Annotated in this window: 13 protein-coding genes; 1 reads left to right on the top strand and 12 read right to left on the bottom strand. The window is 42.1% G+C overall.

Going from position 1 to position 14006, the window contains the following annotated elements:
- Nucleotides 1-115 precede the first annotated feature (115 nt).
- On the top strand, nt 116-832 hold the full coding sequence (locus tag T344_RS0102505; protein WP_027627399.1) for a lytic transglycosylase domain-containing protein: 717 nt from the start codon (nt 116-118) through the stop codon (nt 830-832).
- Between the two features lie 318 nt (nt 833-1150).
- Here T344_RS0102505 and tsaD read toward each other — a convergent pair whose 3' ends face one another.
- The 12 genes from tsaD to T344_RS0102445 all read right to left on the bottom strand — a co-directional run bounded on the left by tsaD (nt 1151) and on the right by T344_RS0102445 (nt 13980).
- Nucleotides 1151-2161, bottom strand: a complete 1011-nt coding sequence (gene tsaD, locus T344_RS0102500; protein ID WP_027627398.1) for a tRNA (adenosine(37)-N6)-threonylcarbamoyltransferase complex transferase subunit TsaD — start codon at nt 2159-2161, stop codon at nt 1151-1153.
- Nucleotides 2162-2478: 317 nt separating this feature from the next.
- A complete protein-coding gene (locus T344_RS0102495; protein ID WP_027627397.1) occupies nt 2479-3192 on the bottom strand; it encodes a thermonuclease family protein in 714 nt (237 codons plus the stop codon).
- A gap of 172 nt (nt 3193-3364) precedes the next feature.
- Nucleotides 3365-5047: an ATP-dependent protease LonB gene (gene lonB / locus T344_RS0102490; RefSeq protein WP_027627396.1), complete on the bottom strand. Its 1683-nt coding sequence runs from the start codon at nt 5045-5047 to the stop codon at nt 3365-3367.
- Nucleotides 5048-5201: 154 nt separating this feature from the next.
- Nucleotides 5202-6497: an ATP-dependent Clp protease ATP-binding subunit ClpX gene (clpX, locus tag T344_RS0102485; protein ID WP_027627395.1), complete on the bottom strand. Its 1296-nt coding sequence runs from the start codon at nt 6495-6497 to the stop codon at nt 5202-5204.
- Nucleotides 6498-6513: 16 nt separating this feature from the next.
- On the bottom strand, nt 6514-7095 hold the full coding sequence (gene clpP, locus T344_RS0102480) for an ATP-dependent Clp endopeptidase proteolytic subunit ClpP (protein ID WP_004628053.1): 582 nt from the start codon (nt 7093-7095) through the stop codon (nt 6514-6516).
- Between the two features lie 249 nt (nt 7096-7344).
- A complete protein-coding gene (gene tig, locus T344_RS0102475) occupies nt 7345-8634 on the bottom strand; it encodes a trigger factor (protein ID WP_027627394.1) in 1290 nt (429 codons plus the stop codon).
- A gap of 130 nt (nt 8635-8764) precedes the next feature.
- Complete coding sequence (locus T344_RS0102470) at nt 8765-9514, bottom strand: metallophosphoesterase (protein ID WP_027627393.1); 750 nt, start codon at nt 9512-9514, stop codon at nt 8765-8767.
- Nucleotides 9515-9526: 12 nt separating this feature from the next.
- On the bottom strand, nt 9527-11371 hold the full coding sequence (gene uvrC, locus T344_RS0102465) for an excinuclease ABC subunit UvrC (RefSeq protein WP_027627392.1): 1845 nt from the start codon (nt 11369-11371) through the stop codon (nt 9527-9529).
- Nucleotides 11372-11545: 174 nt separating this feature from the next.
- Nucleotides 11546-11803, bottom strand: coding sequence for an HPr family phosphocarrier protein (locus T344_RS0102460; RefSeq protein WP_004628079.1), 258 nt, complete (start codon nt 11801-11803; stop codon nt 11546-11548).
- A 151-nt stretch (nt 11804-11954) separates the two neighbouring features.
- Nucleotides 11955-12872 (bottom strand): hypothetical protein, encoded by a 918-nt coding sequence (locus tag T344_RS0102455; protein WP_027627391.1) that lies wholly within the window; start codon nt 12870-12872, stop codon nt 11955-11957.
- Nucleotides 12869-13432, bottom strand: coding sequence for an anti-sigma factor family protein (locus tag T344_RS0102450; protein ID WP_027627390.1), 564 nt, complete (start codon nt 13430-13432; stop codon nt 12869-12871). Before T344_RS0102450 ends, T344_RS0102455 begins: the two co-directional genes overlap by 4 nt.
- Nucleotides 13429-13980, bottom strand: coding sequence for an RNA polymerase sigma factor (locus T344_RS0102445; RefSeq protein WP_242835013.1), 552 nt, complete (start codon nt 13978-13980; stop codon nt 13429-13431). The genes T344_RS0102450 and T344_RS0102445 overlap by 4 nt, the downstream gene beginning before the upstream one ends.
- Between the last annotated feature and the right edge of the window lie 26 nt (nt 13981-14006).

Here is a 14006-nt window from a genome sequence, read left to right as displayed (position 1 = left end):
GTCTAATTTTTTCAGTACATTCTTCCGATATAGATTATATGGTTTATATTTTTTGACTATAATTCCCCGGGCTTTTATATTATAATAGTCTTTATCATGGGTATTGGGAGGTTGTATGAATTTAGACATAAACGCTATATTTAACCAGAAGCTGGCTGAAATTGAGAGCCGGCTGTCCGGTATAGATTCAGGATTAACTGCAAAGGATGCCGGAACTTCAGATATCCCTTTTGAAAAATATCTGGCTGACGCTTCACTGCTGGGTTTGGACAATCCACTCACAGACGGCTCCTCCTTGACAAACTCAGATACCTGGACAAACCTGCTAAGAAATCTGAACAGGGATGATGATTCCGACTCAGTAAATGTATTGAGAGCCCAATTGGCACTTTCCAAATCCACAGCCTACATACCGGGCGATCAAACACAGCTCATGAGCATAATAAATGCTGCCGTAGATAATGCATCGCAAAGGTACGGAGTGGACAAGGATCTCATAAGGGCTGTCATGAAACAGGAGTCTTCCTTCAATCCCAGGTCCATATCTTCTTCGGGGGCACAGGGACTGATGCAGTTAATGCCCGGAACAGCTGATGCACTCAATGTTTCCGACCCCTTTGATATAGTGCAGAACATTAACGGAGGAACCCGGTATTTAAAGGATCAGCTCTCCAGGTTCGACAACGATTTAGACCTGGCTCTGGCCGCCTATAATGCAGGACCGAATTCTGTTGAAAAGTATGGCGGCATTCCACCCTTTATTGAAACTCATGACTATGTCCAAAAGGTAACCGAATATTATAACCAGTATAAAATGTTAACAAGCCGCTGATGCGGCTTATTATATTTCCTGAAAAATAGAACTTATCCTTAAAAATTATTCACAATATCCACATAATTATCCACAGCTCTGTAATACTTATGGCTGTTATATTTCGAGATATTTCCACAGAACCGCAAATTTATTCACAGAAAATTATTCACATTGGTTAAATTCGCAGCCCGAAACCACATTTTACAGGGGGTTGCAGATTTTTTTACATTATATGTCAAAAACTCTTATGACCTTATACCCGTTATTATTACAGTAAAACAAGTTTTTTTCATTTTCTATACAGCCTGTGGATAACTTTTGACAAAGACTGTATATTTATCCTAATTTAAGACCAGGAATGGCATTTAAATCCATACCCGAGCGTTTTCCGTTCTTATATTCAAAATATGCTGCGCAGCCTATCATGGCAGCATTGTCGGTACACAGGATCAAATCGGGATACAGGACTTCTATTCCTTGCTTTTTTGCCTGGCTTTTCATTTCGCTTCTCAACTGGGAATTGGCCGCCACACCTCCGGCCAGTGCAATTTTATTCACACCCTTCTGCTTTGCCGCCCTTATGGTGTTTTTCACCAGTACATCAACTACTGCCTGTTGAAAACTTGCAGCCACATCGGGTATATTGACCTGTTCTCCTGTTTGCTCCAGCCTGTTCAGATGATTGAGTACTGCCGTCTTCAGTCCGCTGAAGCTGAAGTCCAGAGATCCGTCCTCAAACTGAACCCTGGGGAATTTTACCGCTTTGCTGTTACCCTGGGCCGCATACTTGTCAATCAAAGGTCCTCCCGGATATCCCAGCCCTATGGCTCTGGAAATTTTATCAAAGGCTTCTCCGGCGGCATCATCCCTTGTCTGCCCCAATATTTCGAATTTGTCATAGCTTTCAACCAGAACTATATGACTGTGTCCTCCCGAAGCCACAAGACATACGAAGGGAGGTTCCAGTTCGGGATACTGCAAATAGTTGGCCGCTATGTGCCCTTCTATGTGATGGACTCCTACAAGAGGCTTTCCTGTTGTAAAAGCTATGGCCTTGGCCGCCGTCAAACCAACCAGAAGAGCACCCACAAGTCCCGGTCCGTAAGTAACCCCTATTGCATCAATATCATTGAGCGTAACTCCCGCTTCCTCCAGAGCCTGGTTTATAACCGGCATAATAAGCTCCACATGCTTTCTGGATGCTATTTCGGGTACAACGCCCCCATATTTTTTGTGCAGGTCGATTTGTGAGGAAATTACATTTGACAATATATATCTGCCGTTCTTTATAACTGAAGCAGAAGTCTCATCACAACTGCTTTCTATCCCAAGAATAAGTGTATCCATATTGCGTCAGCCTCCGTAAACAATATAACATTATACAAAATATAATAGCTTAATGGTGGTATTTTATCAAGGCAGGCGCCAACAGGGATACAAAAGGGTACAAAAAAAACATGGAGCCTTACGGGCTCCATGCCCCTAAAAGGAGAAATGCTAATGTTCAACCTAATATTACCAAATTTTATACCATTCTGAAAATAGACAATAGCTACCAATAGGACTAGTCCCAAAGTCCCACTTGGATTTTAGGAAGATCAGCCGACAAAAATCCCGTTTTTTTTAGGTACTTTGCGGAAATTTGCAATATTATTGAGCGGTTATTAAGCGGCTTTACCTTTGGATTTATAGGCTGCCACATATTTACCCTTACTGTCCTTTATAAACGGCCTGTCTTTTTCAGGTAATTGCCAGAAGCCTTTCTGTTCATTGATGGCATTATCCTGCAGCTCATTGAAGTATTCCTTCAGCAGGGTATTTGGACTGTAAAAAACGCATATTGCATACCCATTTTCGACCATATAGGCATTGTAATATGTATTGTCCTCAAGAACAACATGTGCAAGGAGTCTGTCAAACTGGTCAGTGGTATCTTTTTCAAAAATCAGCTTGACATTCTTATCTGCCAGCATTTCTTCCGTGAGCCCCGAAGCCTCTTTTGAAAAGGGCTGTGGTTTGACCCCTGCCTTGACCGATTCAGGTGTATCTATGTCCAGCATTCTGACTTTGTAGTCCCTGTTTTCATAGGTTATATGAAAAGTATCACCATCAGTGACCTTTGACACTGTCGCTTCAATATAGCCGAATGGGGCTATACCTTCGGTTTCTGCCTTTAAGAGATTTTCAGGAAAGGTTATTGAAGCCGGATAGGCACCCTCCTGTGAACTGCCTTTAACCCGGCTTGCTTTTACACTGCCTGATTCATGAAAAAAGTTGTCAAGAGAATTTTTATCCCCCTGCTCGTTAATTACACCTCCGATTAGAATGACTGCGGCTGTTACTAATGTTGCAAGTGCTGATATGGTTTTTTTCTTCATGGGATTCACCTTTCATTTTGTTTGCAAAGGTAATTATACCACAGAGCATGCAAATTCGGCATATGGTTAAAAAAACAGCCCGGCAGGATGTTATGTCCGCCAGGCTGTTCTTTCATTAAGTGTATTGGCCGATATCACTTAAGACTTAATTTCATAGGTTAAATTCCCCGATTCATGTCCCCTGGGCCGTCAGCACCGTGACGGGCACCGTGCTGTTTATGACGGCTTCATCCTTTCTTTCTATGACATCCGCATCAAATATCGACTTCATTACCTGCCCGATGTTATCCACGGCAATTACTTCAATATCCATGTCATCAAATAATTCCTGGTAGTTTTCCCTGGGTATGAATACTTTTTTTATTCCCGCCGCTCTGGCTGCCTCCACTTTGGCGACAACTCCACCGACCGGCTTGACCTTACCCTTTATGGATATTTCACCGGTCATGGCTATATCCCCGCTGACCGGTATATTCCTGACAGCCGAATAAACTGCGGTTGCTATTGTAATTCCGGCCGAGGGCCCATCTATGGGTATGCCTCCCGGAAAATTGAGGTGTATTTCATAGTTCTTGAAATCTATATCCAGGTATCTCTTTAGAACTGTCAGGACGTTCTCGACCGAGGCCTTTGCGGAGCTGGTCCTCTTTAGTTTATGGCCCCTGTTGTCCATTTCCTCTTCCTCCACAATTCCGGTTATCTTTATGCCGCCGTTGCCATTTGCCACCTCCATTGCAGTGGCCTCCACATCAATAACCATACCCGTACTGTTTCCGAAAACCGCCAGACCGTTTATGCAGCCGATCTGTACGTCGGAATTGACTTTCTTTTCAATGCGCGGACTGTAATGTCCGAACTCTATAACCCATTCTATATCCTTTACATCAATGGCATTTTTGTTTTCCAGCATGGCAATACCGCCGGCAATCTGGATGATATTCACTGCATCCCTTCCGTTTTGCGCATATCTGGCAACCTGCTCACTGCAGCCTTCCGCAAGGACGTATCCGCCCTTCCGGGCCGCATTTTCGCAAATGGTACTGATTTCATCCGCCCTTAAAGGCCTGAAATGGATTTCTACACATCTGGACCTGATAGCCGCAGGTATTTCATCAGGAGTCCTGGTTGTGGCCCCTACAAGCCTGAAATCGGCCGGTAAACCCTTTTGGAATATGTCATGTATATGTGAAGGTATGTTGCTGTCCTCAGAGGTATAATATGCGCTCTCAAGAAAAACCCTCCTGTCCTCCAGAACCTTCAGCAGCTTGTTCATCTGTATGGGGTGCAGTTCTCCGATCTCATCGATGAACAGTATCCCGCCATGTGCTTTTGTTACGGCTCCCGGCTTGGGCTGAGGAACACCTGCCGCTCCATAGGCTCCCGCTCCCTGGTATATTGGGTCATGTACCGAACCTATCAGAGGATCTGCAATTCCCCTCTCATCAAACCTTAAGGTTGTGGCATCCATTTCAACAAATTTGGCCTCCTTTTTAAAAGGCGAAATTCCATTGTTTTTTGCTTCTTCAAGGATCACCCTGGCAGCAGCGGTCTTACCCACCCCGGGAGGTCCGTAAATTATCACATGCTGGGGATTTGAGCCGCACAGGGATGCCCTGAGCGCCCTTATTCCCTGTTCCTGGCCTATTATATCCTTCAAGGTGGATGGCCTTGTTTTTTCCGATAAGGGCTCGGTCAAGTGGATATCCCTTAATTTCCTCAGCTTCTCCAGTTCCTTTTTGGACTCCTTGTCGATTGCGCTTCTATTGCCCTGCTGTGTTTTAAGTAAAGTAAAAAAATATATACCAATAATAACTGAAAAGAAAAACTGTATGATAAACATCGTGGTTGTAAACATACATTACCTCCTAAGCTTATTTGCTGCGTACCTATAATATTATTGGCAATGATTTATATTTTATCCAAGTAATTGGAGAAATTTGAATAACAAAAAACTGCCTCCGGCATTTTAAAAATTATCCGGAGGCAGTTACTGTGATATTGCTATTAATTTACGATACAGATTCCTTTTTTACTCTTGCCTTCTTGGAACCTGGCTTTTTTAAAGATTTACGGTTCTCGTTCAATACGAGCTCAGGCTGGGAATTGTCCTCAATGACCGCCTTGCTGATAATACATTTCTCAACATTGTTCATGGACGGTATATCGTACATCACTCCGAGCATTATTTCTTCCAATATGGCACGAAGCCCTCTGGCACCGGTATTTCTGGCTATTGCCTTTTGTGCGATCAGTTCAAGGGCATCCTCCTGGATCTCCAGCAGCACATCGTCCATTTCAAGCAGCTTCTGGTATTGTTTTACCAGTGCGTTCTTTGGCTCGGTAAGTATCTGCACCAGAGCTTTCTTATCCAGAGACTGCAGTGTTACCACTATTGGAAGTCTTCCCACGAATTCGGGAATAAGCCCGAATTTCAGCAGGTCCTGGGGAAGTATTTCCTTCAGGAGCTCTCCCACATCCCTGTCCTTGTTGCTTTCAATTTTAGCTCCAAAGCCAAGTGACTTTTTGCCTATCCTGTTCTGAATTATCTTGTCAATTCCGTCAAATGCACCGCCGCATATGAATAATATGTTTGTGGTATCAATTTGAATGAATTCCTGATGAGGATGTTTTCTTCCTCCCTGGGGGGGAACGGAAGCCAACGTACCCTCCAATATTTTAAGTAATGCCTGTTGTACTCCTTCACCGCTGACATCTCTGGTTATGGAAGGATTTTCAGATTTACGGGCTATCTTATCTATTTCATCAATATAGATAATGCCCTTTTCAGCCTTTTCTATATCGTAATCGGCAGCCTGGATCAATCTTAAAAGGATATTTTCAACATCCTCTCCTACATAACCTGCTTCTGTGAGAGAAGTAGCATCCGCGATAGCAAAGGGGACATTCAGTATTCTTGCAAGAGTCTGTGCCAGAAAAGTTTTACCGCTGCCTGTAGGCCCCAGCATCACGATATTGCTCTTCTGTAGTTCAATATCAGAGGACTTTAAATCGCTGTTTATTCTCTTGTAGTGATTGTAAACCGCTACCGAAAGGGATCTCTTTGCAGCTTCCTGACCTATGACATACTGGTCAAGGATCTCTCTGATCTCTTTTGGTTTCGGTATTTCGTTAATTTCAGCATCTATTTTGGTATCTTCAAATTCCTCTTCTATAATCTCAGAGCATAATTCAATACATTCGTCGCAAATGTAAACTCCAGGACCTGCAACCAGTCTCTTTACCTGCTCCTGAGACTTACCGCAAAAAGAGCATTTTAACTGCTTCTTCTCATCATATCTGGTCATCATTGCACCTCAACTATTATCTTCTAACCATAATGTCGTCAACGAGTCCGTAGGCCTTTGCTTCCTCTGCAGACATAAAATAATCCCTGTCGGTATCTTTTTCGATCTTATCCAGAGGTTGACCTGTTCTGTCGCTTAAAATTCTATTTAATTTATCCTTGGTCTTCAATATATTTTCAGCATGGATCTTGATGTCAGTAGCCTGACCTTTTGCACCGCCAAGAGGCTGGTGGATCATGATTTCACTGTTAGGAAGTGCAAATCTCTTACCCTTTGCTCCGGCAGCCAGCAGGAATGCACCCATACTTGCAGCCATACCCATGCATATGGTTGATACATCGCATTTAACATACTGCATGGTATCATATATTGCAAAACCGGAATGTACAGCTCCTCCGGGGCTGTTTATATAAAACTGTATATCCTTGTCGGGATCCTGGGCTTCCAGGTAAAGCATCTGTGCAACAACCAGGCTTGCAGTAACATCATTAACCTCATCGCTCAACACAATAATTCTATCATTTAACAGTCTGGAAAAAATATCATAAGACCTCTCACCACGATTAGTCTGTTCAACAACCATAGGTACTAAACTCATGACCATACCTCCCTTATTAATATATGTTATTTTTATTGCAACGGTTAAAAATATATCCCGCTAAAACAGATTATGATTTATAACCGTTCCTTGTTCATGATACTCAATGCCAATCAAATTTTTTTAATTGCTCCGAATATCCCTGCCATTTAGTTACCCTTATATATTGTTACCCATTTCCGGCAATGTCCAACCGCTATTTTCACATAAATGTACGGCCGTTGACGGAGAAGGCATAAAGCCGGCTGATTAAGCCAGCTTTGCGTTTTCTACCAATAACTTGATAGTCTTTCTGAAAGCAACATCTTTCTTAATGTATTCCATATCCTCAGGCCTCAAGGATTTTTTCAAATCTTCGGCCGACTGCTTGTATGCTTCGGCAGCTTTTGCAATATCTTCGTCAATTTCGGCCTCGGACACCTGTACATTTTCAATCTGTGCTATCTTTTCAACTACAAGCTGTACTTTTACTTCGTTTTCAGCTCTTGCTGAGAACTGACCTCTGAAGGCTTCAAAATCCATTCCCATCATATCGAGGTATCTCTGTAAATCAAGTCCCTGGTAACGGAGTCTCATATCGAAGTCCCTTGCCATGGAATCTATTTGCTTTTCTACCATAACCCTTGGTATTTCCACAGTTGCGTTCTCTGCTACCTTCTGGATGACACTTTCTTCATTTTCATGTTCTGCCTTGTGTTTAGCAGTCTCTTCTAATTTATTTCTCAAATCCTTTTTATATTCTTCAAGAGTGTCAAATTCGCTTATATCCTTTGCAAATTCATCATCAACGGCAGGCAATTCTTTTACTTTTATTTCCTTAACCGTTACTTTGAACAATGCGGGCTTTCCGCTCAATTCTTCCTTGCTGTAATCTTCCGGGAAGCTGACATTAACCTCTGCTTCTTCTCCTGCATTCTTGCCGATCAGCTGATCTTCAAAACCTGGAATAAATGAACCTGAACCTATTACAAGACTGTAGTCCGTTCCTTTTCCGCCTTCAAAAGGCACTGAGTCAATAAAGCCTTCAAAGTCGATAACAGCAGTGTCACCTGATTGAACAGGTCTGTCGGTAACAGTTACCAGACGTGAATTCTTTTCCACTACCTTGTTAAATTCGTTTTCAACATCGTCTTCGGTTACAGTAGCATCAGCCCTGGTAACCTCTACGCCCATGTATGCGCCTAACTCAACCTCTGGCTTGAGGGTAATTTTTGCAGTGAATATAAGATCCTGCTTGCTTCCGATCTGCACTATGTCAATTTCAGGTCTGTCTACGGGCTCCAGCTTCTTTTCTTCCACAGCCTGGTCATATGCTTCGGAGCAGACTATGTTGATTGCGTCGTCATATAATGCCTGTTCTCCGTAGTAACGTTCAACTATATTTCTCGGAGCCTTGCCCTTTCTAAAACCTGGTACGTTAAACTTTGATGCGTTCTTCTTGAAGGACTGCTGCATACCTTCTTCAAATTTAGCTGCATCAACTTGAATCTCAAGTTGCACAACGTTCTTTTCAACATCTTCCATTTTGTTAACTTTCATTTTCGTAAACTTCCTCCCGGTATTTAGTTTTGTATAATTTTATACATTCAGCTTGTATGCTTGTTTTTTCGCACAAAAAACTACTGGTTTAAAAATTAACCATTCAATTATATCATATTGTTCACATATTTCAAGAATCAATATACCCCGACATCAATGTCCTGTCAACTGCCTGCTGACTATTTACCATCATGGGTACAAAATTCAAATAATCGGCAGATATCAATTTCAGGACAACACCTTCATATTCTCCTTCTACGGCACCTTTAATACCTTCTCCGTGAAGGTGTCCGTAAAAGCATCTGGTTATACCGTGTTTTTTCATGACCTCCATAAAACCCGATGTCCGGCTTTTGGCAGTTACCGGCGGGTAGTGCATAAAAACCAGCCTTTCCGAATACTCCAGACCAATGGAAGCCTTTATGGAAAGCTCCAGACGTTCGATTTCCCTTAAATAGATTTTTTCATCATCCTTTTTAAAATCATCTTCTCCGGGACATTTCCAGCCCCTTGTACCGCAAATGGCAAAATTTTCAGCTACAAAAGCATTGTTATGCATGAAGGATATGGTTTCAAACTTGTTCTCCATCAGATATTTATTCAGTTTTGAACCGGTTGTCCACCAATAATCGTGATTTCCTTTGGAAATAATTTTTTTCCCCGGCAGGACATCTATATATTTGAAATCCTCATAGGCATTCTCAATATATGTAGCCCAGGATATATCACCCGGAATTATGACGGTATCGGATTCCCTGACAGTTTCCAGCCAGTTGTTTTTAAGTTTCTCCATATAATTTGACCATCTGCCCCCGAATACATCCATGGGTTTATCTATTCCCAGAGCCAGGTGCAGATCGGCTATTGCAAAGACTGACATAAAATTTTGTACCTACTTCCTGAAATACTCATAAATTTTTCCGGCCACCTTTTGATTTATTCCATCCACTTCAAGCAGCTGGGATATTTCAGCTTTTTTAACCGCAGCCAGGGATTTAAAATGTCTTATAAGCGCCTTTTTCCTTGTATCTCCTATGCCTTCAATATCATCCAGCTCGGAATGTGTGTATCTCTTCTCCCTCAGCTTTCTGTTATATTGTACTGCTACCCTGTGTGTTTCATCCTGAATCTCGGTAATCAGTCTCAGCATGGGCATGTTTGAGGACAGTTCATACTCGCTGCCCTTGTAAACCAGAGCCCTGGTTCTGTGGCGGTCATCCTTTGCCATACCTGCTATGACCAGATCAAAACCCAGTTCATCGGCTATCTGCTGTGCGGCATTGACATGGGCAAGCCCTCCGTCCACCAGAATAAGGTCGGGCAGCTTTGAAAATTTGGCATGCCCAGCCTCTCCCTCGGACTCTCTTCTGGCCCGTGACAGTCTTCTGTACAGAGTTTCCTGCATACTTGCATAATCGTTCTGTTCCTCAACCGACTTCATTTTGAATTTTCTGTACTCATCCCTTGCGGGCCTGCCGTTTTCAAACACCACCATTGATGCAACTATTTCCGAAGAACCCGTATTGGATATATCATAGGATTCTATCCTGTCGGGAATGCATTCAAGCCTGAGGGCTTTTGTGAGTTCCTTCAGGCCCTCCTCATGAATAGAGCCTTCCCGCCTGAGACGCTCACCATACAATTTAAGAGATATTTCTGCGTTTTGTACAACCATTTTTACAAATTTTACAAGTTCACCCCTCTGAGGAACCCTCAGACTTACTTTTAATCCCCTCTTTCCGGTAAGCCATTGCTCTATGATACTGCTGTCCTCTATTTCCTGCGGTATAACTATCTCTGAAGGCACAAACTGCACCGTATTGTAAAACTGCTTTATAAAGGTTGAAAGAGAGTATCCCACATCCTCATTTCCCTCTCCTTCAAAAACAAAATGCTCTCTTCCCACCACTCTGCCGTTCCTCACAAAGAATACCTGAATACACAGGTCGGTAGCATTCTGCGCAAAGCCGATGATATCCCTGTCCTGTCCGTCTGCCGACAGTACCTTCTGCGCTTCTGAGAGCTGGACGATGCTGTTGATCTTGTTTCTCAGCTGTGCCGCCTTTTCAAACTCCAGGTTTTGCGCGGCAGTCTCCATCTGGCCCTTGAGATCGTTCAGGATCTCATCGTACTGGCCTCCCAGAAAGGAACAAATCTTTTTCATCATATTCCTGTATTCTTCCCTGTTCACCTCGCCCTGGCAGGGGCCCAGACACTGCCTGATGTGATAGTTCAGGCAGGGCCTGAATTTTCCTATATCCCTGGGAAGGTTCCTGTTGCAGGTTTTTATGGGAAAAAGCTTTTTGATTGTGTCAATGGCATCATTGACCGCAAACGCACTGGAATACGGCCCGAAGTATTTTGCACCGTCCTTTTCCACCCTGCGCGTTTTTAAAATACGCGGGTACTGTTCGTTCATTGTGACCTTGATATACGGGTAATGCTTGTCATCCTTGAGAAGTATATTATATTTGGGTTTGTATTTCTTTATGAGATTGCATTCCAGCATCAGGGCTTCAACTTCGGTATCGGTGACAATATACTCAAATTCATGAATTCTTGAAACCATTGCACAAACTTTGGGAGGATGGTTTGCAGAATTCTGGAAATACTGTCTTACCCTGTTTTTGAGTACCACGGCCTTTCCTACATATATAACAATCCCGTTAACATCCTTCATTATATATACACCCGGTTTGTCGGGCAATTTTTTTAATTCTTCCTGTATGTCAAACATCCTGGTCCCCATCTGCGTGCCGTGCACGCCGGAAAATAGTAATTAAAACACCTGCATTTACACCTTGTCAAATTCCTTAACATAAACAAAAAGTGGTTTGTGCGAACTCACAGGTTCGCAAAAGCCACAACTGTTTATGTTGCATATTTAAATATAGTCTAGATTACAAATTAATTAAAATCCAGTGGAGAAATATTCCGAAATCTCTCTGGAGGCCTTTTCTTCATCTTCCCCATCAGTGATAACTGTTATTGTTGCCTGTCTTTCAACTCCTAACGAAAGCAAGCCGAGTAGACTTTTCGCATTGGCTCTTCTCTCTCCCTTTTCGAGCCAGATGTTTGAGCTGTATTTTGATACCTTTTGTACAAGCAATGCTGCTGCTTTTGAATCCAAACCTGATGGACAATTTATAACGACTTTATTTGAAATCATCTTTCGCTCCCCCGTCTATTTATCTTGACAACTGTATATATAGTATTATACCAAATAAAAGCCAAACAAATCAAACTTTAAATTGCGGGGGAAATAAATTAACGCATTGTGCTGTTTACCTGATCAATTTTCAAGTAAAAAATTTTACCGATCATACCTTGCCGCTTTTCCTTAAAAGCTCCGTATTCTTGCCAAAACCGGTATCTATCACCGTTCCGATACCAAAGGAGGAAAGGGACAATTGAACTATGACATAACATATCCCATAAATCATCAGTGCCGTATAGGAACCTGAAGGGATAAATATCAAAGGCACTATTTTTATAATGCTGATGAGTATGTGTCCCACAAAGAACTCAATGTAAATGGCAGATCTGTCATAATTGTTTTTGAATATAACCGTTCCAAGATATATGCTGCCGATAATATCGGCCAGCAGTATAAACAGAAGGTATAAAACAGGAGCCACCAGCAGGAAAATGAGGAATGCAAGGACTATGGTGATACTCACTACAACCAGTGCTCCCAGCACCATCCGCCTGGGCAGGGCGTTATTCAGCGAATATGACATTACTCTGAATCTGGCGGCAAATATGGTTATCAATATAAGACCTGCCACAAGTGTGAACACTGAGCCTGCTATAAGTGCATTGATCAATATTCCGTTTGATTTGAACATTGAGATAAAGTCGAAGTTCATTGAGACTTTGGTTCCTCTGATTTTTACATCACTGTCTTTTTCAAGCTTCCCCAGCGAAACCAAATTTCCCATTACCTCGGTATCGCCTTTCAGATAAACTTCACCGAAGGCTGAAACAACGTCACCGTTCACTTTTCCGCTTATATTGGCTTTTCCGAATACAACTATCACACTTCCGAGCACATTTGACTTTATGTCGGTGGAACCCAGAACAACAGTGACATTTCCGCAGCTTATACCATCTATGTTTTTATCTTCCAATATTATAAGGTTGCTGATGGTCAGATCATTCCTGGCGGCCAGCACCACACCCGGAATCAATAATGTGAATATGAGCAATACCAGCACAAGTTTAATCGTTTTTTTCATTGTACCGCACCATTACCCTCTCTGACCATTCTTATAAATACTCCCTGAATGACCAGCAGCAGGACTCCAAGTAAAATGTACAAGTAATAATAAGTCCTGTAAACGGATGCGGCAACACCCATCACAGCAATACCAATCCCTTTTGCCATCGTAACCGCGGCAGAGAAAAATTCCTTTGCAAGATCGGTTGCAATCTGTACATTCTGAAAAAAGCCAAGCGGGTACTTTACAGCTTCGTAAAGGATCCCTCCGAATAAAATCACAAAGATAAAGGATACCGCAACCAATAAAATATCATATACAAATGTATTTTTTTCGGCAGGTTTGGTATACATTACCACTTCTCTTTCCAGCCTGCTCATAACCTGTAGTTCAAAATCCTCCGGAGGCTCAATTGCCAAGTCTTGCTCTATTTCAGAAAATATTTCACTCAGGGCTGAAAATTCTTCAGAACACTTTGTGCAGCTTTTGATATGTTGTTTTAACTGGGCCTCTTCAATGTCGTTGATATTTCTATCGAAGAATTTCATCATATAATCCCGTGATTCGTTACATTTCATAATACCTCCTCCTTTCTTGCACTATCAAGTTTTTCCTTTAACATGAGCCTCGCCCTGTAAAGCCGGTTTTTTATTATGGACATGGGCTCATTCAATACCTTTGTCATTTCCTCATAGGACATTCCGTTGTTATGAAAAAGAATTATCAGTATTCTATATTTTTCAGGTAATTCATTAATAGCTTTGTTAATCAATTGCGACCTTTGATTTTTTATCAAGGTTTGTTCAGGTGTATCTATATCGCTTGAAACCCCGATGGCATCATCCAGTGTAACAGTATCCTGTTTTTTCTTTCTTAAGGTGTCCAGACACAAGTTAGAAGTAATCTTTACTATCCATGTTGACATTTTGTATTCCGGATTATATTTGTGAAGAGATTTGTATAATCTGATAAAAACCTCCTGGGATACATCGTTGACTTCTTCTTTATCCGATATCATCTTATATACAACACTGTAAACCAGTTTTTTATATCTTATCACTATTTCTTCAAACGCACTACTATCACCGTCTATACATCGGGATACCAGTTCTGCATCTGTAAGCACCAAAGCTCGATACACCCCCTTTACAC

This window comes from Ruminiclostridium cellobioparum DSM 1351 = ATCC 15832 (assembly GCF_000621505.1).
In the GTDB taxonomy this organism is placed as follows: Bacteria; Bacillota; Clostridia; order Acetivibrionales; family DSM-1351; genus Ruminiclostridium; species Ruminiclostridium cellobioparum.
This window is presented reverse-complemented; position numbering and strand designations above follow the sequence as displayed.